23 protein-coding genes are annotated in these 24,374 nt (G+C 63.6%); 16 read left to right on the top strand and 7 right to left on the bottom strand.

What is annotated here, in order from left to right:
• Positions 1-264 precede the first annotated feature (264 nt).
• Complete coding sequence (locus CK215_RS31280; protein ID WP_170950258.1) at positions 265-432, bottom strand: hypothetical protein; 168 nt, start codon at positions 430-432, stop codon at positions 265-267.
• Positions 433-575: 143 nt separating this feature from the next.
• Here CK215_RS31280 and CK215_RS09830 point away from each other — a divergent pair, with 143 nt between their 5' ends.
• From CK215_RS09830 to CK215_RS09845, 4 genes are all read left to right on the top strand, one after another.
• The gene (locus tag CK215_RS09830) at positions 576-1,055 is read left to right on the top strand and encodes an MgtC/SapB family protein (protein WP_067319603.1); all 480 of its coding nucleotides are present in this window, start codon (positions 576-578) and stop codon (positions 1,053-1,055) included.
• Positions 1,056-1,196: 141 nt separating this feature from the next.
• The gene (locus CK215_RS30690) at positions 1,197-1,511 is read left to right on the top strand and encodes a hypothetical protein (protein ID WP_141245464.1); all 315 of its coding nucleotides are present in this window, start codon (positions 1,197-1,199) and stop codon (positions 1,509-1,511) included.
• Between the two features lie 640 nt (positions 1,512-2,151).
• Complete coding sequence (locus CK215_RS09840) at positions 2,152-3,075, top strand: NAD(P)/FAD-dependent oxidoreductase (protein ID WP_245299826.1); 924 nt, start codon at positions 2,152-2,154, stop codon at positions 3,073-3,075.
• Positions 3,076-3,094: 19 nt separating this feature from the next.
• A complete protein-coding gene (locus CK215_RS09845) occupies positions 3,095-3,400 on the top strand; it encodes a hypothetical protein (RefSeq protein WP_067003911.1) in 306 nt (101 codons plus the stop codon).
• 83 nt (positions 3,401-3,483) lie between these two features.
• Here the strand turns inward: CK215_RS09845 and CK215_RS09850 are convergent, their stop codons facing one another.
• The 4 genes from CK215_RS09850 to CK215_RS09865 all read right to left on the bottom strand — a co-directional run bounded on the left by CK215_RS09850 (position 3,484) and on the right by CK215_RS09865 (position 7,562).
• Positions 3,484-3,969 carry a DUF2269 family protein gene (locus tag CK215_RS09850; protein ID WP_067003913.1) on the bottom strand — a complete coding sequence of 162 codons (486 nt, stop codon included), beginning with the start codon at positions 3,967-3,969 and terminating at the stop codon, positions 3,484-3,486.
• Entirely contained in the window at positions 3,969-5,252 is a 1,284-nt protein-coding gene (locus tag CK215_RS09855; protein WP_095830801.1) for an SDR family oxidoreductase, read from the bottom strand. Before CK215_RS09855 ends, CK215_RS09850 begins: the two co-directional genes overlap by 1 nt.
• Before the next feature lie 73 nt (positions 5,253-5,325).
• Complete coding sequence (locus CK215_RS09860; RefSeq protein ID WP_095830802.1) at positions 5,326-5,832, bottom strand: hypothetical protein; 507 nt, start codon at positions 5,830-5,832, stop codon at positions 5,326-5,328.
• Between the two features lie 548 nt (positions 5,833-6,380).
• Positions 6,381-7,562: an SGNH/GDSL hydrolase family protein gene (locus CK215_RS09865; protein ID WP_141245465.1), complete on the bottom strand. Its 1,182-nt coding sequence runs from the start codon at positions 7,560-7,562 to the stop codon at positions 6,381-6,383.
• 361 nt (positions 7,563-7,923) lie between these two features.
• On the opposite strand from CK215_RS09865, the gene CK215_RS09870 reads away from it, so the two are divergent.
• The 7 genes from CK215_RS09870 to CK215_RS09900 all read left to right on the top strand — a co-directional run bounded on the left by CK215_RS09870 (position 7,924) and on the right by CK215_RS09900 (position 16,205).
• On the top strand, positions 7,924-9,036 hold the full coding sequence (locus tag CK215_RS09870) for a sugar ABC transporter substrate-binding protein (RefSeq protein ID WP_095823464.1): 1,113 nt from the start codon (positions 7,924-7,926) through the stop codon (positions 9,034-9,036).
• 74 nt (positions 9,037-9,110) lie between these two features.
• Positions 9,111-10,631: a sugar ABC transporter ATP-binding protein gene (locus CK215_RS09875; protein WP_095830804.1), complete on the top strand. Its 1,521-nt coding sequence runs from the start codon at positions 9,111-9,113 to the stop codon at positions 10,629-10,631.
• A gap of 17 nt (positions 10,632-10,648) precedes the next feature.
• Positions 10,649-11,599, top strand: a complete 951-nt coding sequence (locus tag CK215_RS09880; protein WP_164747628.1) for an ABC transporter permease — start codon at positions 10,649-10,651, stop codon at positions 11,597-11,599.
• A 170-nt stretch (positions 11,600-11,769) separates the two neighbouring features.
• Positions 11,770-12,654, top strand: coding sequence for an AraC family transcriptional regulator (locus CK215_RS09885; protein WP_095778782.1), 885 nt, complete (start codon positions 11,770-11,772; stop codon positions 12,652-12,654).
• A gap of 197 nt (positions 12,655-12,851) precedes the next feature.
• Positions 12,852-14,459: an FGGY-family carbohydrate kinase gene (locus CK215_RS09890; protein ID WP_095830869.1), complete on the top strand. Its 1,608-nt coding sequence runs from the start codon at positions 12,852-12,854 to the stop codon at positions 14,457-14,459.
• A gap of 110 nt (positions 14,460-14,569) precedes the next feature.
• Positions 14,570-14,965 carry a hypothetical protein gene (locus CK215_RS09895; protein WP_095830870.1) on the top strand — a complete coding sequence of 132 codons (396 nt, stop codon included), beginning with the start codon at positions 14,570-14,572 and terminating at the stop codon, positions 14,963-14,965.
• Between the two features lie 49 nt (positions 14,966-15,014).
• Positions 15,015-16,205 carry an NADH-quinone oxidoreductase subunit D gene (locus tag CK215_RS09900; protein WP_067004196.1) on the top strand — a complete coding sequence of 397 codons (1,191 nt, stop codon included), beginning with the start codon at positions 15,015-15,017 and terminating at the stop codon, positions 16,203-16,205.
• A 225-nt stretch (positions 16,206-16,430) separates the two neighbouring features.
• Here CK215_RS09900 and CK215_RS09905 read toward each other — a convergent pair whose 3' ends face one another.
• Positions 16,431-16,865, bottom strand: a complete 435-nt coding sequence (locus CK215_RS09905) for a hypothetical protein (protein WP_067003930.1) — start codon at positions 16,863-16,865, stop codon at positions 16,431-16,433.
• Between the two features lie 627 nt (positions 16,866-17,492).
• Positions 17,493-18,677, bottom strand: coding sequence for a Gfo/Idh/MocA family oxidoreductase (locus CK215_RS09915; protein WP_095830806.1), 1,185 nt, complete (start codon positions 18,675-18,677; stop codon positions 17,493-17,495).
• A 302-nt stretch (positions 18,678-18,979) separates the two neighbouring features.
• Between CK215_RS09915 and CK215_RS09920 the strand changes: the two genes are divergently transcribed.
• The 5 genes from CK215_RS09920 (at position 18,980) to CK215_RS09940 (ending at position 24,290) form a co-directional block, all read left to right on the top strand.
• On the top strand, positions 18,980-19,867 hold the full coding sequence (locus tag CK215_RS09920) for a MurR/RpiR family transcriptional regulator (RefSeq protein WP_095830807.1): 888 nt from the start codon (positions 18,980-18,982) through the stop codon (positions 19,865-19,867).
• A 71-nt stretch (positions 19,868-19,938) separates the two neighbouring features.
• Positions 19,939-20,721: an SDR family oxidoreductase gene (locus CK215_RS09925; RefSeq protein ID WP_095830808.1), complete on the top strand. Its 783-nt coding sequence runs from the start codon at positions 19,939-19,941 to the stop codon at positions 20,719-20,721.
• Positions 20,718-22,253, top strand: coding sequence for a mannitol dehydrogenase family protein (locus tag CK215_RS09930; protein ID WP_245418654.1), 1,536 nt, complete (start codon positions 20,718-20,720; stop codon positions 22,251-22,253). The genes CK215_RS09925 and CK215_RS09930 overlap by 4 nt, the downstream gene beginning before the upstream one ends.
• Positions 22,254-22,271: 18 nt before the next feature.
• The gene (locus tag CK215_RS09935) at positions 22,272-23,186 is read left to right on the top strand and encodes a sugar phosphate isomerase/epimerase (RefSeq protein WP_095830810.1); all 915 of its coding nucleotides are present in this window, start codon (positions 22,272-22,274) and stop codon (positions 23,184-23,186) included.
• Positions 23,187-23,255: 69 nt separating this feature from the next.
• A complete protein-coding gene (locus tag CK215_RS09940; protein WP_095783499.1) occupies positions 23,256-24,290 on the top strand; it encodes an ABC transporter substrate-binding protein in 1,035 nt (344 codons plus the stop codon).
• Positions 24,291-24,374: the final 84 nt, after the last annotated feature.

The following is a 24,374-nucleotide window of genomic DNA, read 5'->3' on the forward strand; positions in this document are numbered from 1 at the left end:
TCAACTTCAGGTGCGGTTTGTGGCGGTACGCGAATGCGATCGGTGCTGCTCATCGTCGCCGCCGGGTCAAGCCAGAACCAAATGCAACTGGGTGCTCGAAGGGAGGGCGAAGATGATAACCGACCCGCAAATCTGGCTCAGCCTGCTGACGCTTAGCTGACAACTCGAAGGACGCTCTCTCCGCCAGCACTCTAATGGTCGGGATGGCGGCAAGCCTGATCGTGGGCGGCTCAGATTGCACGCCGCTCTGAGGTGTGGATCGGCCTATGGTTCGTCCTTGTCGATCCCGATGCTCTCGCCCTCGCCATGCACCTGGTTCCGGTCCCAATCGTTGGTCTTGTCAGGCGTTTTCGCGGCAGCTTTTTGGTTTTCCCGTTCCTTGTCCTTGCGGGGCTCAGGACCGGGCAGATCGCGCGATGATTTGGGTTCCATTGAGGTGTGTCCCTGTCGGTCGAACAGAACCCAACGTTGGCTGCGTTCGAATGTTCCGGCGCTCTGCCGGCGATATGCATTGCAAGGACATCCCGGCGTCCTGCGGAAGGAACCGGGCAGCCCACAGATACGTTCTGGCGCTCATGGATGAGCTTGTTGAACGTTTCGGGCAGCAAACCTGGCTGCCATTTTCCGTAATTTCAGCCAGGCTTTTGCTGGCTGCGGTTCTTGGCTCACTCGTCGGCATGGAGCGCGAATGGCGTAACCGGCCGGCCGGGCTGAGGACGCATATCCTGATCTGTCTGGCAACCGCCTTGATCGCCATACTGGCCATCGAAATCACCCATCTCCCCGTCTTCGATGGGCAGGAGATAGCCATTGACCCCATCCGCCTGATCGAAGCCACAACTGCCGGCGTCGCATTCCTGGCTGCAGGGCTAATATTCTTCTCCAAAGGGGAGGTTCAGGGGCTGACGACCGGCGCGGGAATGTGGCTGGCCGGTGCCATTGGATTGGCAGTGGGTCTCGGGTTCTGGCAGATCGCAATTCTTGGCACAGTCTTGGCGCTGATCGTGCTAGGGCTTTTGCAGCTGGTGCAGGTTGCCCCAAAGGACGAGCAATAGTCGGAGCATTTGGAGGCAGGGCGTCCAATCCCTGCGCTTGTCGGCGGTACAGGGTTTTTGCTGAGTTGCAGATTCCGACCGTCTCGGCCGGCGCACTCGTGGCAGATCATGACCTGTCACCAGATCCCAGTGCAGACACCCATGGTCTGGCCCGACAAGGCAGGAATCTTCCTAGCCATTTTCGGCTCTGCGCAGCAGCCGCGACAGGTGCTGCCGATGCATCGCCTGCATGTCTTCAAGCAACTGGAGGAAGCGCAGGGCGTCATCGGTCGGCAATCCCTGATCGCTGAGGTCGGCAACCAGCTCGTGCTGGCGGCGAAGGTGCCGCTCGCCTTCGTGAACATGCCGCCTGGCCATTTCGATGTCATCGTCGATTGCCATTTACCGGAACGTCGCTGGTGTCGTGACGTTCCTCGGGTGGGCTGTCCAAGATTGGAACTGATTGCGCGGCCATGACTTGTTATGGGAGCGGTCGTTTCCCGTTGGGACGTAGCCGTCTCGGCAGCACAAAGCCCGTCGCTTGCGCTCATTGGCTGCGACGGGCTTTTCAAGTCTTAGAAAATGTTAATGTCGGTCGCCGCAAGCGCGGCGCATAATGGAACTCTGCCCCGCTGCGCGGGGTAAGGGCCCGGCCTGTATGTCAAGCCCCCAACCCCGCCCGGCAGGCCGGGCTACTTTGATCCACAAAAGCGAACTTTTGCATCGTCCGGTCCGCCGCGTGGCGAACGGCGGCCTGCGGCACGTGAAGGCAGCCGAACGTCGTCAGCGTCTGGCGAGACAACGGATCGGCGCGCAACGCGAATGCACGGCGGAACCAATAAGCAAGGGCGCGGTTGGGACAGATGGTCGCCTATAACGAAACAACTGATCCCGCGCTTACCGGTGCGCGCGGTCGAGGCCGGATTTTGCGCCCTCGTTTCTGGCCGTTCGGAAGGAAACGAGGCCATCCTCACGAGCGGCATCTGTGTCGGCCTCATTCTTATGAGAACCGGGAAGCAGTCGCGCACGCCCTTGGTCTTAGTCACCAACAGACAAGTTCGTTTGCCGGGCACGAGCCGCTTGCAATAGCTCTGCATCACCTCCCGGGAGTTCTTTGGTGATCGAAGACGATAGCGTCTGTCAGTGGGAACGAATTGACTGCTTGGTTATCGGTGGCGGTCCGGCCGGCTTGGCAGCAGCGACGTATCTCGGGCGCTTTCGCCGCCGGGTCGTCGTTGTCGATTGCGGTCAAAGCCGCGCGAAGCTCATTCCGATTACCCGCAACTGTCCCGGCTTCCCCGACGGCATAGCCGGCGCCGAACTGCTGAATCGGCTGCGGCAGCAGGCTTTGCAGAGCGGAGCCGATCTTAGGCACGATATAATCCACGAGATTGGCCGCGACGGAACGGATTTTATTGCGATCGGTTCGACAGCCATTCGTTCCCGCGCGGCGCTCCTGGCTACTGGCATTGTCGATAAGCTTCCAGAGACGCCTTCGGCAGACGATATGATCAGAGCCGGCACCTTGCGCCTCTGTCCGATCTGTGACGGCTATGAGGTGATCGATAAGCGCGTCGCAGTCCTGGGCCCGGCGGAAGAGGCGGTGAAGAAGGCATTGTTCATGCGGACCTACACTCGCGACGTCACCGTACTGACGACCGATGCTTCGAGTGAAATTGATGCAGATGCCGGCCGACTGATCCACGAAGCTGGAATCCGGCTCGAGCCCTGCATCCCTCATTCGCTACGACCCTCGGGAGAGCAGGCCACCATTCAACTCTCCAACGGAACAGCATCCTCATTCGATACCGTCTATCCAGCCATGGGATGCAGGGCAAGGTCGCAACTTGGCCTAGATCTCGGGGCGACATGCGACGAGCTTGGAAATCTTGTCGTGGATGCGCATCAGCGCACGGTCGTGCCAGGCCTGTATGCCGCTGGCGATGTGGTCAACGAAATCAATCAGATTGCTGTCGCATTCGGCCACGCCTCGATCGCGGCCACCGACATGCATAACTATCTCGACGATGCCAAGTGCTAGAATTCACCGGTGGATTGCGATGCATCTTGTTCAGATCCTGCTTCCCTGCTCGGACAATGACGGCCAGCCTTTCGCTCAAGAAGATTTCGACCGCGTGAAGGAAGAACTGGCGAGTCGCTTCGAAGGCGTTACTGCTTACCTTCAGGCGCCTGCCGACGGTTTGTGGAAAAAGGGTGCCGAGTCCAACGCCGACAAGATTGTGATCTTCGAAGTCATGGCCAACGAGGTCGATCTCATCGACTGGCGTGAACGCCGGATCGCACTCGAGCGGTGGTTTCGACAGGAGAAGGTGGTTATCCGCTACATGCCGATCGCGCTGGTGTAGTCGTTCTTGTCCATGCACGGAAAATCAAAGCCGGCGCCTCTCCTCCCGGCGTAGCTCAGATGAGCTCGCTCGGCCCGTCGGCATCAGCCGGTCCCGAACCATTCGATGGCCGGGCGGGTGATCATCAGCCATAAGATAGCGGCGACCGCGCCGAAGGCCGGAAAGCCGAACATGAACCAGAGCCGGAAAAGCCGGTGATAGCGCGGCGGAAGCAGCTGGCCGGCTTTCGCCGCCGCCAGGGCAAGATCGCGCATCTCCATCTGCATCCAGACCACGGGAAGCCAAAAAACACCGGTCACGACGTAGAGAAGGATCGACAGCGCGATCCAGCCGTCCCAGAGCGAATAGCCGACGAGCCAGGCAAGCGCGACGCCGGTGATCGGTTGCGCCACAACTGCCGTTGCCGTGAACAGGAAATCGGCAACCACGACAATGCGCGCGACAGCGGCCACGGTAGCCGGGTTGCCGGTCCGGTGTGCAAGCAGCATGAAGAAGGCGATGCCAGCGCCCGTCCCCAGCAGAACCGCCGCGCCCACGATATGGAGATATTTGAGACCGAAGTAGAGCATCAGCGCTCCTCCAGGATCGCCAATGCGACGAAGTGCAGAAGAACGATCGGCAGGATCTTCATCAGCGGCCCGAGCGGTTCATTCCACAGATCGGGCCGCAGGAGCGTGCCGGCCAATGCATAAAAAACGCATACGCCGATCGCTCCCCAGAGCCCAACGCGCGCGGTTTTGCGAAGCGCGATGAGAAGGCCGATGACCAGGTCGGCCAGCGCGCCGGCGATGACCAACGGCGCCGCCAGCGCGCTCACCGCGGTACCGATCAGGAGTTGGACGCCGCTCTGCCATCCGGTTGTCAAGGATATGATTCCGGTCATGATCCAGAAGAACGGCAGCACCGTGAAGATCGCGGGTTTGATGAAGTAGAGGCCGGCAAACCACCTGTCCTGCACCGTGGCTGGGTTTGCGGCGAGTGCTGTCGGGAGACCTCGCGGCTCGATCCCGGTTGTCGCCTTCCAGGGTCCGGGATCACCGGTTGCTCCCCGGCTGATCTCAAGGGCGGCGTTGGTGCGCATGGGAGGGCGCCATCCCAGCACACTGACGGCGTCACCCAGCCGATAAAGTAGACGCGCCGCCCATCTCGGGAGAGCCAGGACGCGAGCCTCGTCCCATCCAAGCCACCTGCGGTAATGCGCGACTACCTCCTCCATGGCGAAGGCGTCCGGACCAGCAAGGTCGAGAGCGATCCGTGACGGGCTGTCAGGGCTGAGGAAAAACGCCACCGTTTCGACCACGTCCTCAAGTTGAACCACCTGCAGACGGCCGGAGCCGGGCGTGGAGGGCAGCAGAGGAAGCGCGGCAAGGCCGCGAAACAGGGCGCTCGCTCCAAAAACGGGGCGGCCCAGAACGACGGAGGGTCTCAGCACGACCCAATCCAAGTCGAGCGTCATCAAGGCCTCCTCGCCGGCATATTTGCTGGCGGAGAAGGCCGAGGCTTGCTCACGATCGACGCCGATAGCGGAAAAGTGGATGACCCGGCGCACCCCGGCTTGCTGGCAGGCACGAAACAGCGCCGCTGCGCCCAATGCATGAACCCCTGTCGTATTTTCGCTGGCGCTGTCCTGCAGAACACCGGCACAATTCACCACCACGTCAACGCCTTGAAGAGCACTGCCCCAGTTCTCGGGGGCGAGCGCCTTCGCCATATCGATGGCGACCGTTCCCACCTCCCCCGCCCGGCTTGGTCGGCGTCGTGAGGCCCGCACGACCTCGTGCCCTGACGCGACCAAACGCGCGCACACCGCTGTGCCGATGAGACCGTTCGATCCCGTTACGAGAACCTTCATTGCCGATGTCCCGCCGGACAAGACAGCGCGGCGGGCCGAAGGGTCGGATCGTTCCGCAGAACGCGCCGCCCGGTCACCGGCTTCTCCTCTCGGCTTGCTGGTCGCGCCCTGTTGGCCGGTTGCCGGAGGAGTCGAACGCCTCGATGGCGGCGCGTTCCATTTCTCTCAGTGATCTCGAAAGCGTCAGGCCCCAAACGACATGAGCTGCAATCATCAGCATGTTTCTCCTGATGGGGTGACGGTGCGCCGGGGTCAGAATGCGGGCGGCGGGAATCCAACCGAGATAGCTCAGCGCCCAGATGCATAAGCCGTAGGCGACCCCACTCCCTCCAGTGGTGGGCAGCAGGGCAAACAAAGCACCGGTGAGACCGCCAAACCCGAAATGCGCAAGCAGTGTTCTTGAACGTGCTTCGCGCTCGTCAACGGCTGGAAAAGTGCGGTCGACGATCTCGCGAGGCGGAAGCGAATAGCGCTCGTCGTCGGGCAGGACTGCGTGCAGGCGCCTCATCGTTGCTGTCATCGCCATGGTCGCCGCGACGCCTGCCACAGCCCCAAGCAACGCCTTATCGAGCGGCCGCATTGCTCACCATCTCTTCTCCATTGGGATCGAAAGACGACCTTTGCGTCCAGCCTGACGTCGACGCTTCAGGCCAGAAGCAAGAATCAACGCCGTCGTCCTCGACCCTCACTTCGCTTTAAAACCTCCATCAACCCGGCAAGCCGGTCAGGGAGCCACCTCTCGGTCCGAAACAGCGGAAGTGCACGCAGATGGCGCCTCATTATCTCACTGGAAAACTGGCGCCTCAGTAGCTGCGCAACCTGCTCATTATTATGTCTTCCATGTCCAACCATTTTCGTGACCGCAATCGGTTCGGTCACCAAACCGGCAAGACTTGCAGTTTGTTCCTGGACAGCTGAGCTCTTCTGCCAGCTCCATTATGCTAAGTGCTCGTCGTCCTGTTCTGAGGTTGGCCATCCGTGTTTTCGCCGAATTGCACCCGACGACGGGCGCCGATATTGGAGCACGACCGGGGCGGGTCGCACCAAGAATGGTGACATGGGCGGCGCCGCCAACATCCAGAAGGCGCCGGCGCGGGCAGCAGCCGCCACTCGCAGAACCAGGTAATCCTATTGGCCGCGAAGCAAGCTCTCGAAAGCTTCCTCGAACAGCCTGGCCATCTCGGCATAGCCGTCGTCGGACGGATGCAGGCCGTCGCCGCAATCGAAGGCGGCGAGCAGCCTCGACGGGTTGGCGGGATCGGCCAGCGCGCGCTCGAAATCGACGACGGCATCGGCTTCGCCCGATGTCCTGATCCAGGCGTTCACCGCCTCGCGGTCGCGCTCCTTGGTCGGAGAGTAGAAGGTTCTGAGCGGCTGGCCTCCGAAGGCGCCCCCGAAGGGCGGCAGGGTGCCAAGCAGCACCTTGATGCCGTTGAGGCGGGCGCGTGCGATCAATTGCCGGTAAGCCGCGATCAGGCTTTCGACGGCGACGGCCTCCTGACGGCCGGCAAGCATGGTTTCCGGCCAGCCGATGTCGTTGATGCCTTCCAGCACCGAGACCCACCGGACGTTGGGAAAGCCCAGAACGTCGCGGTCGAATCGGGCGAGCGCGTTGGCGCCGCGGGCGCGGCTGGCAAGCACGCGGTTGCCGCCGATCCCCTGGTTGAGGACGCCGATGCCTGACAGCCGGCCGCTTTTCGCAAACCGCTCCGCCAGCCGGTCCGGCCAGCGCGCATTGCCGTCGACGGTCGAGCCGAAGCCGTCGGTGATGGAATCGCCGAGACAAACCAGAGAGCCACTGTCCGGCCCGCTCTCGACCAGCACGGCGCTGAGGAAATAGCGGCTGGTCGAGGTCTGCTGCACCGGCAGTTCGGCTGCGTCGGCGAAGTCGCCGATTTCGGAAATGTAGGCGGTCTGCTGCGCCTCGTAGTGATAGGTCTCGATCGGCGCGAAATCGGGGAAATAGAGGCTGATCGCGATCTGCCCGAGATCGGCAACCGATAGGTCCACAACATCGCCGAGAAGCGGCGCGCCGGGCGCCAGATCTGCCTGCGTCTCGCCGCCGAACGTCACCTGCCGGATGCTGCCGGCGCCGACCGCGCCGTCTTTCGCGGCAAGCGCGACGGTCGCGGCGCCGATCCGTATCGGCGAGGCGCCATATTCGTTGGACAGCCTCAATCGCAACCTCTCACCGCCGGTGCTGACGCGCACGACTTGGCGTACCGTCTGCCGGTGGAAGCCATAGAGCACGGCGTCTCCCGGCCAGACGTTCATCGGGCTTGCGCTCCAGGTTCCGATCCAGTGCTTCATTCTCTCCATCCCTTCGGTTTCGCCGCGCTGCCCTCGCCAGACAGATAGTCGCGGCTTGCGGCGCGAGCTACCGGTTGCGCTTTCCGCGACACATAGATTTTTGACTCCGAATGCAACGCGCCGGAGGTCGAGCATGTTGTAGCGCAGTCGTAATCGCGGCCTCGGCTTTCACTAGCGGAATCAAAAAAGTACTAACACCCGCCCCGGAACGTGGTGGCTGGCCGGATAGCGCGCGCCTAGCCTGATCAGATCGTCCGGTGGAGGAAACGTTCCGGGGGATGTTTGGGGCTGAGTGCCCCGCCGGGCGGGCTTGGTGGAAAGCTCTACCGGCAAAGATTCCAACCATTTCAGGGAGCGAGACATGGGTTGCGAGACCAAGAGCTTAACATTGAACCGCCGCGCGCTTTTGCAGGGCGCGGCAGCCACTGCCGGCGGCCTGTTGCTGGCGGGCGGCGAGCGCGCCGCGGCGCAGGGCACGACCTCCAAGGTTGTGGCCTGGGAGACCGGCTATCTCGGCTTCTTCTTCTTCGTCGTGCTGCAGGAGGCGCTGAAGCGCAAGGTCGAAGGCCTCGGCCTGGAATTCGTCGGCAAGGACGCCAATGGCGATGCCAACGCGCAGGTCAACGACTGGAACAGCCTGCTCTTGCAGAAGCCGCGCTACCTCATTTCCGACGCGCTGGATTCGGAGCTGCTCATCCCACTGAGCAAGAAGGCGAAGTCGCTCGGCGTGCCGCTCGGCATGGTCGACACCGTGCTTACCGGCGGAGAGGTAGCCGCTTCGGTGACCTTCGACAACAAGCAGTCGGGCGTCATGGCGGCGGAGAAGACCGCCGAGCTGCTCACCAAGAAGCACGGCTCGCCGAAGGGCAGCGTGCTCAACAATTACGGCTCGCTGACCGCCGTGGCGCTGCGCGACCGCAAAGACGGTTTCGAGGACACGCTTAAGAGCAAATATCCCGACATCGAGATCATCTCGCGGCCGCAGAACAACCAGCATGAGCAGGCGCTCGCCGTGGTCTCGGCGACGCTGCGCGAGCGGCCGGACCTCGACGCCATCCACATGCCGACCGACATCTTCGTCGTTGATGCCCGCAAGGCACTCGAAACGCAGAAACGGCTGTTCCCGGTCGGCCATGAGAAGCACATCATCCTGACCAGCATCGATGCCTCGCCGAATGCGCTGGAGTGGGTGAAGGCGGGTGAGATCGACGCCGACATTGCGCAGGACCCGATCGCCTATGTCGAGATCGTCGTTGACCTGCTGGAAGAGTACACGCTGAAAGGGAAGCCGGTTCCGATCGGACCTTACGAAAACAAGAAGTATTTTTGGGAGAAGGGCACGATCGCCGACAGCCCGTCCGGCCCGCTGCTCACCATCCCGCCCTACTTCCTCACCAAGGAAAATGCCGACGACCCGCGCCACTGGGCCAATGTCGTGACCCAGGTGTGGAAGATGCAGCAGAACGCCGGCTGAGATCGCAGCCGACGAGGCGGGTGAGAACGCGCCCATCGCGTTCTCACCTCATTTCGAGATTGCCGGTTATCCCAATGGTCAACGCCGACGGCACGATCGTGCCCGATAGTCTTGCGCAGGACGGCGCCAACGCTGTTCTGACCGTCGACAATGTCTTCAAGCGCTTCGGCCCGCTTGCGGTGTTGGACGGCGTCTCGCTGAGCGTGTCGCGGGGCGCGATCCATGGCCTGCTCGGCAAGAACGGCGCTGGCAAATCGACGCTGTCCAACATCATCGCCGGGCTGTTGCGTCTCGACAGTGGCACCATCCTGTTGAATGGGGAGGACGTGTCGGCTCTGCCGTTGACGGCGCGCAAGAAGCGCGGGCTCCACCTTCTGTCGCAGCATTCGGAGATCTTCGAAGACCTCTCGATCGGCGAAAATCTTCTGCTGCCGGATCTGCCGAGACGCTACGGCCTGACCGACTGGCCCGCGCTCCGCCGCCTGGCGGTGCGCCAGCTCGAAAGCCACGGCATGCCGGTCGATCCGAGGCGGCGCGCCGGCGACCTCGGCGCCAGCGACAGGCGCAGGCTCGCCATCATCAAGGCGGTCGCGGCCGAAGCCTCGCTGATCATCCTCGACGAGCCGACCGCAGGCCTTGCGGCGGCCGAGCGGCTGCATCTGCTGGAATGGGTCGAAAGCCTCACCCAACGCGGCACGTCTTTCATCTACATCTCGCACCACAACGACGAGGTGCGCCAGCTCTGTTCGGAATACACGGTGCTGCGCGACGGCAAGGTGACCGCCAGCGGCAAAGCGGCGGAGCTTTCGGCCGAGGCCATGGCGCGCGTCATCACCGGCGCCGACGTCGCCGAATTCCACCGCGCCCGCAAGGATCATGGCGCGGCCATCGAGCTCAGCGGGCTATCCTTTTCCGGCGGCGGCCCGGTCGATCTTGCGATCGGCCACGGCGAGATCGTCGGCCTCGTCGGCCTGCTCGGCGAAGGGCCGCAGGAATTGATGCGGGCGCTGGGCGGCCTGCTGCCCGTCGAGGCCGGTGCCGTCCTGATCGATGGCCGGGAAGCGCGTCTCGGCTCGCCGGGGCAGAGCCTCGGCTCGGGCATTGCCTACCTCACCCATGACCGCATCGGCGAAGGCCTGGTCGGCTCGATGTCGGTGACCGAGAACCTTAATCTCGGCAATTGGCCGCTATCGCTCGGCTGGCTGGTGAGCGGCGCCGGCATGAACCGCCGCATGCGCGAGGCGCGCGGCGCCATGGAGATCGTCATGGGCAGCGGCGCCCAGGAGATCGGCGAGTTGTCTGGCGGCAACCAGCAGAAGGTGCTGCTTGGCCGGCTGCTGGAACGCAAGCCGAGATTGCTTCTGCTCGACGAACCGACCGTCGGCGTCGATGTCGCCGCCAAGGAGCAGATCCACCGCCTGATCGACGATGCGACGAAGGAGGGCGTTAGCGTGCTTCTGCTCGCGCAGGACCCGGAAGAGATGCAGCGCCTCGTCGACCGCGTGGTGATCTTCTCCAAGGGTCGGATCGCGCGGATGCTGCGCGGCGCCGAGATCACCATCGATGCGATCGCCGAAGCGAGAGCGGCGCGATGACAGGGGCAGTATCGGACATGACCAGCAAGAAATTCCTTCTCGACAATGTGGTCTGGATCCTGATCATCGTGTTCAGCATCCTCGCCGGCTTCCTCAATCCCTTCTTCCTTTCGGAAGGCAATCTGCAGAACGTGCTGGTGCAGGCGACCACGCTGGGCGTGCTGGTGCTTGCGGTCTCCTTCACGCTTCTGATCGGCGAGATCGATCTCTCGGTGGTCGGCAATCTGGTCTTCTCGAGCATGGTCGGCGCCTATGCCATGCAGCAGTTCGGCGTCCACTGGACGCTGGCCGTGCTCATCACCATCGTTGCCGGGGTGCTCGTCGGTCTGCTCAACGGCTACTTCGTCGCCTATTTGCGCATGAATTCGCTGATCGCGACGCTGGCCATGGGGCTTTTTCTTCAAGGCGCGGTGCTCGGCGCCACCCAAGCCCGCACCATGGTGGTGACCGATGAAGGCTACAGCTACATAGGCAGCGCCACCATCGGCAGCTGGCCGGTAATGCCGATCGCCCTCTTCGTCGCCTATCTCCTGGCGCATGTCGTGCTTGCTTATTCGGCCTGGGGTCGCAACCTCTATGCCACCGGCGGCAACCGCCGGGCGGCGAATGCCGCAGGCATCAACGTCAAGCGCGCGAGGCTTGGCGCCTTCAGCGCTTCCGGCTTCCTCGCTGGAGTGGCCGGCTTCCTCTACACCTCCTATCTCGGCGGCGTCAGCGTGACCGTCGGCAGCACGACGCTGCTCTATGCCGTGGCAGCACCCGTCATCGGCGGCGTCTCGCTGTTCGGCGGCCGCGGCCGCGTCATCGGCATGCTCGGCGGCACGCTGCTCATCACCGTCATCCAGACCGGCCTGCAGCTCATCAACGTCTCGGCCTATTACATTCAGATGATCGGCGGCGCGATGATCCTGCTTGCGATCGCCGTCGATGCCTTCCGCATAAGGAGCGAGGAACGCGGCGTCGTTTGAGGCGCCGCTCAGCGCCGTGGAGGCTCAGAATAGTCAAAAAAGTACCAATGGAGTGACGCGAACATGGTGGCGAAGATCTTGTCGGCTCGATAGCTTGGCTGACATGAGGCCGAAACCGACGGCGCGTCGTAGAGGGGACGCGCCTTGGCTTCAATACGGGAGGAGCAGCGATGAAACCCGATCTTGAAGTTGTGCAGATCAGGCCGGGCGAGTCTTTCACTGCCTGGTCGCACGGTTACCCGTTCCGCACGGTGCGCTGGCATTTCCATCCGGAATACGAACTGCATCTCATCGTCGCCACCCGCGGCCGCTATTTCGTCGGCGACTTCATCGGCGAGTTCGAGCCGGGCAATCTGGTGCTGACCGGCCCCAACCTGCCGCACAACTGGGTGAGCGATGTGCCGAAGGACGCGACGGTGCCGCTCCGCTGCCGCATCATTCAGTTCAATGAGGGCTTTATCGACGGCGTCATCAACACCTTCCCCGAGCTCGCGGCGCTGACGCCGGTGCTCGAAGCCTCGCGCCGCGGCGTGCTGTTCAGCCGCCAGACCAGCAAGCAGCTTGGCCCGCTGATGGAAGAGATCATGAATTCGCAAGGCGTGCGCCGCATTGAGCTGTTCATGATGATAATGGGTCTGCTCAGCCGCGCCGAAGGCGCGCGCATGCTGGCCAGCGCGAGCTACCTGCCCGATCCGTCGGGGTATATGTCGGCCGGCATCAACAAGGCGCTTGCCTATCTGCGCGAGAACCTGACCCAGCCCTTCAGCGAGACGGACCTAGCCGCCATCGCCGGCCAGTCGCCCAGTGTGTTCTCCCGCTCCTTCCGCCAGCACACCGGTATGACGCTGGTTCAGTATGTGAAGCGGCTGCGCATCAACCTGGCCTGCCAGATGCTGATGAGCGACGAGCAGGCTTCGATCACCAGCATCTGCTTCGAGGTCGGCTACAACACCCTTTCCAACTTCAACCGGCAGTTTCTCGCCGAAAAGGGCATGACGCCCTCGCATTTCCGGCGGCTGACACTGCACAACATCAACCTGGCGAAAGCGGCCTAGCCAGCCGGCACGACAAGCAGCGGCGTCGAATTGGCATGGGCAAACGTGCGCGGCAAGGCAAAGCTTTGCCTGCGCCGCTAGCCGGAACGGCAACACCGATAGGGAACGAAGGTGACATCACCGTCCGCGACCTTGTCATCCTGCGGCAAAGCAATGACCTACAGCAACCGAACGGATCGGGCGAAGGATCTGAAGTCATGAGCAGTCATTTCATCGGCATCGACATCGGCACCGGCAGTGCCCGCGCGGGCGTCTTCGACGAAGCGGGCGCCATGCTTGCGTCCGCCAAGGCCGACATCGCCACCTGGCATGCCGAAGGCCATATCGTCGAGCAATCGAGTAATGACATCTGGCGCGCCGTTGCTACGACCGTCCGCGAGGCGGTGTCGCTTGCCGGCATCTCGGCGCAGTCGGTGCATGGCATCGGCTTCGACGCCACCTGCTCGCTTGTCGTTCTAGGGCCGGGTGGCGAGCCGCTGACGGTCAGCCCATCAGGGGATCGCGAGCGCAACATCATCGTCTGGATGGACCACCGCGCCACCGAGCAGGCGCGCAGGATCAACGGCACCGGCGAGGACGTGCTGCGCTATGTCGGCGGCACAATCTCGCCCGAGATGGAAACCCCGAAGCTCTTATGGCTCGCCGAGAACATGCCGCGGACCTTCGCCGCGGCATGGCAGTTCATGGATCTCGCCGATTTCCTCACCTGGCGCGCCACCGGCAGCCTGGCGCGCTCGACCTGCACGGTGACTTGCAAGTGGACCTATCTCGCGCATGAGGCACGCTGGGATGATGCCTATTTTCGCAAGGTCGGGCTCGGCGCGCTCGCGGATGAGGAATTTGCCCGGATCGGCACCGAGGTCGTGGCGCCGGGGAGCGCGCTCCCCAACGGCTTGACGAGCGAGGCGGCGGCCGAGCTTGGCCTTTTGCCCGGAACGCCGGTCGCCGCCGGCATGATCGATGCGCATGCTGGCGGCATCGGCTCGGTCGGCGCGCGCGGCGGCGCCGGCGATGTGACCACGCGCATGGCCTATGTCTTCGGCACTTCGGCCTGCACCATGACCACGACCGAACAGGCGGCTTTCGTGCCGGGCGTGTGGGGGCCCTATTTCTCCGCCATGGTGCCGGGGCTGTGGCTGAACGAAGGCGGCCAGTCGGCCGCGGGCGCCGCCATCGATCGCCTGGTCGGCATGCACCCCGCCGCCGTCGAGCTGGCAGGGATCGCGGCGCGAGGCGGCCAGAACCTCAGCCAGTGGCTGGCGCAGGAGGCGGAGCGGCATGGCGGTGCGGCGAAGGCGGACAGACTGGTCGGCGGCTTGCATGTCGTTCCCGAATTTCTAGGCAATCGTGCCCCCTTGGCCAATCCCGACGCGCGCGGACTGATCGCCGGCTTGGACATGGCGACCGGGGCCGACAGTCTCGTCGCGCTCTATGTCGCCGGCCTCTGCGGCCTCGGCTATGGCGCCCGCCAGATCCTGGCGGCCATGCATGGCCGCGGCATCAACATCGATACGATCGCCATCAGCGGCGGCGCAGGGCAGAGCCCGCTCGTGCGACAGCTCATCGCCGACTCCACCGGCAAGGTGGTCTACGCGCCAACGTCCCCCGAGCCGGTGCTGCTCGGCTCAGCGATGCTCGGCGCGGTCGCCGCCGGGCGCCACTCCAACCTTCCCGCGGCCATGGCGGCGATGTCGGAGGTGGGCGAGGTCTATTCGCCGAACGCCGCGCTCGCTGCCTGCCACGACAGGCGCTTTGCCGCGTTCGAACGCCTGCAGGCTGCTGCGCTGTCAGTGTTGACTGTGTGAGATATCCAGCCGTCGCCCGCCGACGTTTACCGTCACTTGCCCTCCTGGCCGGAACCATCGCCGGGCGGAGGGGTTGTGTCGTCAGACTTCGAGACATGGAAGGAAAGACGATGCGGACGGTGACGATGATGCTCGCTCTTTCGACCCTTGCCCTGGCGCAGCCGGTCTCGGCTCAACGCGCCGATCCGCAACCGCCCCAGGTTCTGCCCCCGGCTGAACAACCTCGGCTCGACCAGGTGCAACCCGATCCGGGAAGTTCCGGCCAGACCGTTACCAACGTCGTGGTGGTGGCGATGGAGGACCTGCCCGCGGAGATCAAGGTCCAGGCCGAAGCCGTGGTCACCAGGACAACCGCCACGGACCTGGCCAAGCTGCAGAAATCGATCGATGCCTCGCCCGAGGCGGTATCGGTGCTGCATGCGAACGGGCTGAATTCCTCGCAGGTCGTCGCGGCCAACATCGATGGCGACGGCACGCTGACGCTGATCATCCAGACCACGACATGATCGGCGCCGCCGCGCCCCAAACAAAACGAGAGTCCGCGAAGAGGCCGCCATGGCCGAAACCGCAATTCGCAACTTCACGCTCAACTTCGGACCGCAGCACCCCTCGGCGCATGGCGTGCTCAGGCTGGTGCTGGAACTCGACGGCGAGATCGTCGACCGCGCCGATCCGCATATCGGCCTGCTCCACCGCGGCACCGAGAAGCTGATCGAATACAAGAACTATCTGCAGGCCCTGCCCTATTTCGACCGGCTCGACTATGTGGCGCCGATGAACCAGGAGCATGCCTTCTGCCTCGCCGCCGAGAAGCTGCTCGAAATATCGGTTCCCCGGCGCGGACAGCTTATCCGCGTCCTGTTTTGCGAGATCGGCCGGCTGCTGTCGCACCTGCTCAACGTCACCACGCAGGCGATGGATATTGGCGCGCTGACGCCGCCGCTCTGGGGCTTCGCCGAGCGGGAGAAGCTGATGGTCTTTTATGAGCGCGCGTCGGGCGCGCGCATGCATGCCAACTATTTCAGGGTCGGCGGCGTGCATCAGGATCTGCCGGGAGAGTTGCTCGACGACATCTGGAATTTCTGTGATCCGTTCCTGGGAACATTGAGCAATCTCGATGAACTCCTGACCGAAAACCGTATCTTCAAGCAGCGCAATGTCGACGTCGGCGTGATCGGACAGGACGATGCTTGGGCATGGGGTTTCTCCGGCCCGATGGTGCGCGGCTCGGGCGCGGCCTGGGATTTGCGCAAGGCGCAACCCTATGAATGCTACCCCGAAATGGATTTCGACATTCCGGTCGGCAAGCACGGCGACTGCTACGACCGCTATCTCGTGCGCATGGAGGAGATGCGGCAGTCGGTTAGGATCATGAGGCAATGTCTGGAGAAGCTACGCTTGCCCGACGGGCACGGCCCGGTCGCCGTACCGAACCAGAAGATCACGCCGCCGCCGCGCGCCACCATGAAGCGTTCCATGGAGGCGACGATCCACCATTTCAAGCTCTACACCGAAGGCCATCATGTGCCGCAGGGCGAGGTCTACGCCGCGGTGGAGGCGCCCAAAGGCGAATTCGGCGTATATCTTGTCTCTGACGGCAGCAATGTTCCGTACCGCTGCAAGATACGTGCGCCGTCTTTCGCCCACCTTCAGGCGATGGACTTCCTGTCGCGCGGGCACATGATCGCCGATGTCGCGGCCATCATCGGATCGCTGGATATCGTGTTCGGAGAGATCGATCGCTGAGTGGAGGTGCGGCGCGGGCAGCCCTAAGAGCAAATTCCAGACACAGTCCCAAACTTCGCGCGGGGAATTGCATCAACAGCCGAATGAGCGAAAGCAAAAAGATAGAGCGGTTCGACGTTCTCGCAAAACGGTGAATCGCTCTAGCTACCGACGGCTGGGGACAACTCCCCTCCGTCTCCGATAAGGATTGAACTTGCCGCGGTTCTTCGAACCGCGGCAGTCGTCTTAGTGCATGAACACCGATCTCAGCCAGGCAAGAATGCCCGAGCCTGGAGAGATGGCCGCGCGAACGCGGGACGCCGCCCAGCGTGCCGGCAGATTGGCGCCGACATGGCAATGGCAGACGACCTCGTGCAGTTGCCAGTCGCTGAGTTCGAAGAAGCGCTTTGCTTCGCCGTAGGTGTCGTCCTTCAGGCCCTGAGCACGAAAGATCGGGTCTTCGAAGGCGACAGTAATCGGCGATCCGGTGGAACGCATCTTTTCGCGCACGTCGGGTGTGGCGTATTCGGTGCCCGCAAGCGCCATAAGGCGCCGGCCGGGATCCTGCTCGAGAAGTTGCGCCCAGCGTTCGAGGCGTTGGCCACGACTGGCGATGAGAACCGCTGCTTCAGCATGAACGTCGGCAACGGCATTGAGTTGGTCTACGGTTTGGTGCTTCAAGGCCGCCTCCTATGTCGGCAGATGATCACCCGCCCCGCAAACGGAACTAAGGCGCTGCATGGCGCCGGCAAGGGCGAAATGGGCGACGGGAAATCATTTGATCGTCATTCGTGTCCGACCCCGCCGAAGCGCGGCGGGATCGCTGTGGAACCATCCCCGGTCGAGGCCGTTCTGCCATGCGTCAGCCGCCGGTGATCAGGTGTCGATGAAGCGTCGGATGAGGCGGCTCTACCCATCATGTTCTGGTCGGGCAGATACCGGTTGCCCAAACCGCATCTCGCGGACTGCTCTGCCAGCGCAACGAGGGACCACCTTATGGCTATTCTCCCCACTCCCGACCCCACGCCAACGCCGGTCCCCACGCCGCCGCCGTTTCCCGACCCAAAACCGATGCGCGAACCAGATCCGGAGAAGCTGCCGGACGAGGAACCCGTTCCCAATCCGGATGAGAACGACGTGCCTCCCAAGCACTCGGGTGCGCTCGGTGCAGGGCCACGAGGCCATATCGGTGCGGGACATCATCGATGAGGCCGACCTCGGCCGCTCGGCTGATTGGCCACACGTCGGCCGGTCGCGCCGCCCCGCATTGTAAAGCGGATTGAACGATTCAAAGCACCAAGCCGGCGTCTATTCAAACCGCGCCGGCGCCCAGGCTCCTCCAGCCGTGTTCGACTCCACTGCCGCCGCCACGAACTTCACACCACGAGCGCCGTCGACGACGTCCGGTACCTGCGCCGCGCGCCCAACATCGACCGCAGTGCCCGCTCGATGCGCGCGGATGATGTCGGCGGCATCGCGGTAGAAATTGGCGAAGGCCTCGATATAGCCCTCGGGATGCGCTGCAGGCATGCGCGAGACGCGCCGGGCTTCCGCCGTCGAGCCGTGGCCGCCGCGCACCAGCGTGCGGACCTCCTCCCCATACGGCGCGAAGCGCAGTTCCTCTGGCCGCGTGCCCGACCATTCGAGCCCGGCCCGGTCGCCATAGATGCGCACCGAAAGGTCGTTGTAGTGGCCGGGCGAAGTCTGGCTGGCGAGGATGGTGCCGCGCGCCCCGCCGGTCCAGCGCACCAGGACATGCGCGTTGTCGTCGAGGCGACGACCTGGCACGGCGGTGAAAAGGTCCGCCGATACGGCGTCAGCCTCGAAGCCGGAGATGAAGCTCGCCAGGTTGAAGGCGTGCACGCCGATGTCGGCAAGCACCGCCGATTGCCCGGCGCGCGCAGGGTCGGTGCGCCATTCGGCCTGCTTCTGGCCTTGCGCGTCGATCGGCTGCGTCAGCCAGTCCTGGATGTAAGCGCCGTGCACCGACACGATGCGGCCGAGTTCGCCCGCTGCCACCATTTCGCGCGCCTGCCGCGCCATGGCGTAACCGGTGTTGTTCAACGTGACTAGGAAGCGGCGCTTCTTGGCCTCCGTCAACGCCACCAACGCCTCAGCCTCGGCAAGCGTCGTCGACAGCGGCTTGTCGCAGATGACGTCGATGCCGGCTTCCAGGAAAGCAGTGGCGATCGGCGCATGCAGATGGTTGGGCGTGACGATGACCACCGCCTCGATGCCGTCCCTCCGCGCCGCTTCGGCCTTTGCCATGCCACGGTAGTCGCCATAGCTGCGCTCCGGCGCGATGCCGATCTCGGCGGCCGATGCCGCGGCGTTTTCGGCATTCGAGGACAGCGCACCCGCCACCAGCGCGATCTGGTCGTCGAGCCGCATGGCCAACCGATGAACCGCGCCGATGAAGGCGTTGCGACCGCCGCCGACCATGCCGACCGTCAGGCGTTTGCGTAGGGTTCCGTCAGCGGTTGCGTAGACCATGGTTCGAGTCCTCCCGGATGCCTCCAGCGCAGGGACTATAGGAGGCGCCTCGCCAATTTCGAACAGCTTTTCCAAATTTTGTTTTGTAAAATGATCGTGCCGCACTAGCCTTATGCGAACCGGTGGAGGAGGGTTCGAATGGTGAAGCGTCGCATGGCTACCCGCCGGCTTGTCGAGGCGATGGAAGCAAGACAATCGCTTCAGGTTTTGAATTGTCCCCTTTCTCCAAACGTCGACAATTGGCAATCTTCACCGCAAGTTCGGGTCGCCTCACGTACAACAGCTCAAATCCGGCCCATCTTATGAGCGGCGCACGAACCTCACCCGGCGAGAGCGTTCCCCGCAAACGCGGCCGTTCGCTGGCGGCACTTGGCTACACGAAACCACAAACCTATGAGGAGCTGCGCGCGGTGCTCTCTTCCGGCACCGTGCATTTCCCGAAAAGGATGCGCCAGGTCGCCATCTTCCTATGGCAGCATCCGAGCGACGTTGCGCTCGGCACCATCGCCCAGGTGGCGGCGCAGGCAGGCGTGCAGCCCTCGACGCTGGTACGCTTCGCGCAGATCTTCGGCTATGCCGGCTTTTCCGACTTCCAGGGCCTGTTCAAGGACCATTTGAAAGGCTCCTGGCCGGAAGGACGCACGCGCGACAACAAGGAACCGGCAGCAGCCGAACCCCACGCCGACTTGCATTTCCTCAACGGCATGGTCGGCGCCTCGCAGGCTTCTCTCAACCGCATCGGCAATGGTTTCGACACCGACAGCTTCGAGAAGATGGCCGACCTGCTGGCGGGAGCCGAGCTGATCTACGTGATCGGCAGCAAGCGCGCTTTCCCGGTCACCACCTATCTGTCGCTGACGCTGTCGCAGCAGGGCGTGCGCAACGTGTTGGTCGACAATGTCGGCTCGACCGCGCTCGATCAGGTCGGCTGCATAAGCCAGTGCGACGCGGTGCTCGCCGTTTCCTTCAGCCCTTACAACTCGATCACGCCAGACCTGGTCGCCCTCGCCCATGATCGCGGAGCACGCATCGTCGCCATCACCGACAGCACCTTCTCACCGCTGGTGAAACTCTCCGACACCTGGCTGGAAGTGGTGGAACAGGACTTCGCAGGCTTCCGCTCGCTCGCCGCTTCGCTCGCCGTCGGCATGGCTTTGGTCCACGGCGTCGTCGCGCGGCGGACAGGCTGATCGGCGCAGTTGACTGCAAGGAACTGCCGTTCCATATTCGAGAAAATAGAAACTTTGTTCCGGGAGGAGGAATGGAGGTTCGGCTCGACGGCAAGGTCTTGTTGATCACCGGTTCGACCCAAGGCATCGGCCGCGCGATTGCCTGGACGGCCGCCCGTTCCGGCGCCGAAGCTTTGCTGATCACCGGCCGCAACCGGCAGCGCGGCGAAGCGGTCGCGGCGGAACTGTCGGCGATCGGGGCGCCGTCCGCTTTCCTGGCGGCCGACCTCGGCGACCCGGAGACTCCGGCCCTGCTCGCCGCCGCATGCACCGAGCGCTTCGGCCGCATCGACGGGCTGGTCAATGCAGGGGCTCTGACCGACCGGGCCTCCTTCGTCGATGCCGGCCTCGACGACTGGACATCATTGTTCGCCGTCAATGCGCGTGCGCCGTTCTTCCTGATGCAGGCGGCGATCGCCGACATGAAAAAGCGCGGACAAGGCGGCGCCATCGTCAACATCCTGTCGATCAATGCGCATTGCGGCGCGCCGGACCTCGCCGTCTATTCCGCCACCAAGGGCGCTCTGGCGACGCTGACCAAGAATGCCGCCAACGCGCACCGCTTCGATCGCATCCGCGTCAACGGCATCAATGTCGGCTGGACCGACACGCCCGCCGAACGCGTCATGCAGGCCGAAACGCTCGGCCACGGTCCGGGCTGGCTAGACGCGGCCAATGCCGCGCAGCCCTTCGGCCGGCTACTCTCCGTTGCCGACGTAGCGAACCTCGCCGTCTTCCTGCTTTCCGACGCGGCCGGGCCGATCACCGGCGCGCTGATCGACCAGGAGCAATGGGTGATCGGAGCGAACCGGTGAGCATCTCACCCTCCGCCAATCTCGGCCCCGCCCTGCTCGGCGTTGTGCCGCCTGAAGTCCGCAGACCGGCTTACGCTCGCTCGGCGCTGCAGCCGGGCATTGCCCATATCGGCGTCGGCGCCTTTCACCGCTGCCACCAGGCTGAATACACCGATGACCTCCTGGCGGACGATTTCGACCGCTGGGGACTGGTCGGCATCAACATCCGGCCTCCCGTGCTCGCCGCGACGCTCGGCCGGCAGGACGGCCTCTATACGCGGCTCATCCGTCAGAACAACGAGATCGAGGCCCGCGTCATCGGCAGCATCGTCCGTGTGGTCGACAGCCAGCACAGCGCCGCGCCCGCACTCGAGGTGCTCGCCTCGCCCGATATCGAGATGGTCACGATGACGGTGACCGAAAAGGGCTATTGCCACATCCCGTCGAGCGGCGCGCTCGACCTAGACCATCCCGACATTGTCCACGACCTCGCCAACCCTGAGGCCCCGCGCAGCGTGCCCGGCATCCTGGCACGAGCGCTTGAGCTGCGCATGGGCTCGCATGGCCGCCCGGTGACGCTGCTTTCCTGCGACAACATCCCGGCCAACGGCACTATCCTCGGCAATGTCGTGCAGACATTCGCCGAGCGGCGCGGCAACGGCTTGGCGGACTGGATCGCCGCCAATGTCGCCTTCCCCTCGGCCATGGTCGACCGCATCGCGCCGGCAACGACCGAGGCCGATATCGAGGCGGTCGAGCAGCGCTTCGGCTATCGCGACAGCGCCGTCGTCGTCGGCGAGCGCTTTCGGCAATGGGTGATCGAGAACCGCTTCGCCGGCCGCGTGCCGCGCTGGGACCGCGTCGGCGCCGCTTTCGTAGACGACGTCACGCCGTTCGAGCATCTCAAGATGCGGGTGCTGAACGGCGCCCAGACGGCACTCAGCTATCTTGGCGTTTTGGGCGGCTTCGAGCACACATCGGACGCCATGGCCGACCCATTGCTTGCCACCTTCGTCCGCCGCATGCTGACGGAAGAGACGCTGCCGACGCTGATGCCCGTGCCCGGCATCTCGCCGTCAGCCTATGTCGAGCAAAGCCTTTCGCGCCTCGCCAACACGGCGATCCGCCACCGCAATCACCAGATCGCTACCGACGGCTCGCAGAAGATCGTCCAGCGCCTGCTCAACCCGGTCAGTGATCGCCTGGCTAAGGGCCAAAGCATCGCGCTGCTGTCGGTTCCGGTCGCGGGCTGGATGGCCTATCTGATCAAGGCATCGTCGCGCTTCGGCCGCGCCTGGCAGGTGTCCGATCCTTTTGCCGAAAAGATTGCGGCCATCGCCGACCGCGTTGGTTCGGACAGCAAGGCCCTTGCCAATGCAATCCTTGCCATCGAAGCCATCTTCCATCCGTCACTTGCCGCCAGGGACATGTTCCATGCAAATGTCGTCACCAGCCTCGATGGTTTGCTGTCAGATGATCCGATGGCCTTTGTCAGACATGTGTGCGCTGATCCAACAGATGCACGGTTGAAGCGACCAGCACGATCTGCATAGTACGAAGCGGGAGGCATCATGAAGCTTGGACTTCTCACGGCACCATTTCCGGATACTGCCCTCGGCGATGTCGCCGACTGGGCGAACTCGGCCGGCTTCGAAGCGCTCGAGATCGCCTGCTGGCCGAAGACTTCGGGCGCCAGCCGCCGCTATGCCGGCACCAGCCATATCGACGCCGCCGGCACCTCCCCCGCGCAAGCCAAGGACATTGCCGCCGAGCTCGCCGGCAAGGGCCTGACGATCTCCGGTCTCGGTTTCTATCCCAATCCGTTGCATCCCGATCGGGCGCATCGCGATGCGGTGATCGATCACCTGAAGAAGGTGATCGTGCTGGCAAGCCGAATGGGTGTCTCGCTCGTCAACACCTTCTGCGGCGGCGACGCCTCGAAGACTGTCGACGACAACTGGCAGGCCGCGCAGAAAATCTGGCCCGCGATCATCGCCCACGCGCGCGAGCACGGCGTCAAGCTCGCCTTCGAGAACTGCCCGATGATCTTCAGCTATGACGAATGGCCGGGCGGACACAACATCGCCTATTCGCCCTATGTCTGGCGCCGGATTCTCGAGGCCTGGGGCGGCGACGTCGGCATGAATTTCGACCCCTCGCATCTCGTCTGGCAGATGATCGACAAGGAACGCTTCATCCGCGAGTTCGGCCCGCACATGCTGCATGTGCATGCCAAGGACCTGATGATCGATCATGATGGTTTGTATGAGCGCGGGATCCTTTCCGCAGGCATAGGCTGGCAGGTGCCACGCATGCCGGGGCTTGGCGACATCAACTGGAGCAGCATCTTTTCGGGCCTTTACCGGGCTGGATATGACGGGCCGGTGGTCATCGAGCATGAGGACCGCCGGTTCGAGGGAAGCGACGAGAAGGTCAAGCGCGGTTTTCTGCTGGCTCGCGACGTGCTGCGCCCCTTCGTCAAATGAGGGGACAAACGGCTAGGCTTCGATCGTTTCGGAGCCCAGGAACTGAAATCAATGTGGAGGAGTACTGAAATGAAGAAATACCTGACCATGGCCCCGCTGCTTGCCGGCGCTGCCTTGCTTGCCTCGGTGGGCGTGTCGTCCGCCGAAGGCAAATACACGATCGGCATCTCCAACACCGTGCAGGGCAATGGCTGGCGTGAGGAAATGATCTGCGCCATGAAGGCCCAGGCGCTCGCCTCCGGCGAAGTGGCGAAGCTCAACATCGCCCACCGCAACACCGACGCCGCCGGCCAGCTCGAGGACATCCGCAATCTGATCAGCGCCAAGGTAAACGCCATCGTCGTCAACCCGGCCGATCCGGCCGGCATCAAGGCCGGTCTGGAGGAAGCCACCAAGGCCGGTATCGTCGTCGTCGCTGTCGACCAGGCGGTGACCGAGCCGTCCGCATACATCATCTCCAACAACCAGGAACAGTATGCCTATCTCGGCGCCAAGTGGCTGTTCCAGCAGATGGGCGGCAAGGGCGAGGTGCTGTACATGCGCGGCGCCGCCGGTGCTTCCGCCGACAGCGACCGCGACAAGGGCTTCAAGAAGGCGCTGGCCGAATTCCCCGACGTGAAGGTCGCGCAGGAAGTCTTCACCGGCTGGCAGCAGGATCAGGCCAAGCAGCAGATCCTGTCCTTCCTCGCCACCGGAACGCCGATCAACGGCATTTGGACCTCCGGCATCGACAACGTCATCGTCGACGCTCTGGTCGAGCAGCAGGCGCCGATGGTGCCGGTTGTCGGCGCCGACAATGCCGGCTTCGTCGGTCAGTTGAACACGGTTAAGGGTCTGGTCGGCGCTGCCGTCACCAATCCCGGCTCGATCGGCGGCGCCGGCGTTTCGCTCGCACTGCAGATCCTCGACGGCAAGAAGCCGGCGCAGCAAACCGTTCTGGTCGAGCCGCAGCTCTGGGAAAATGTCACGGAGGAAGGCAAGGCCAAGCTGAAGGCGGCCGCCGACCCGTCGCTCAGCCCCGAATGGCCGGTCTCGATCTCTATCCCGGACTGGACCACCTACACCAAGGAGCAGATCGTCGCCTGCAAGGGTCCGGGCGAATAGTCGCCTGAGCGACTTCAACTCCGCAGATGTCGCAAAAAGCATCCTACGGTTTTGCGATAAGGAGCTGCGGGAGATAGGGTCGCC

Source organism: Mesorhizobium sp. WSM3864 (assembly GCF_002294955.1).
Lineage (GTDB): Bacteria > Pseudomonadota > Alphaproteobacteria > Rhizobiales > Rhizobiaceae > Mesorhizobium.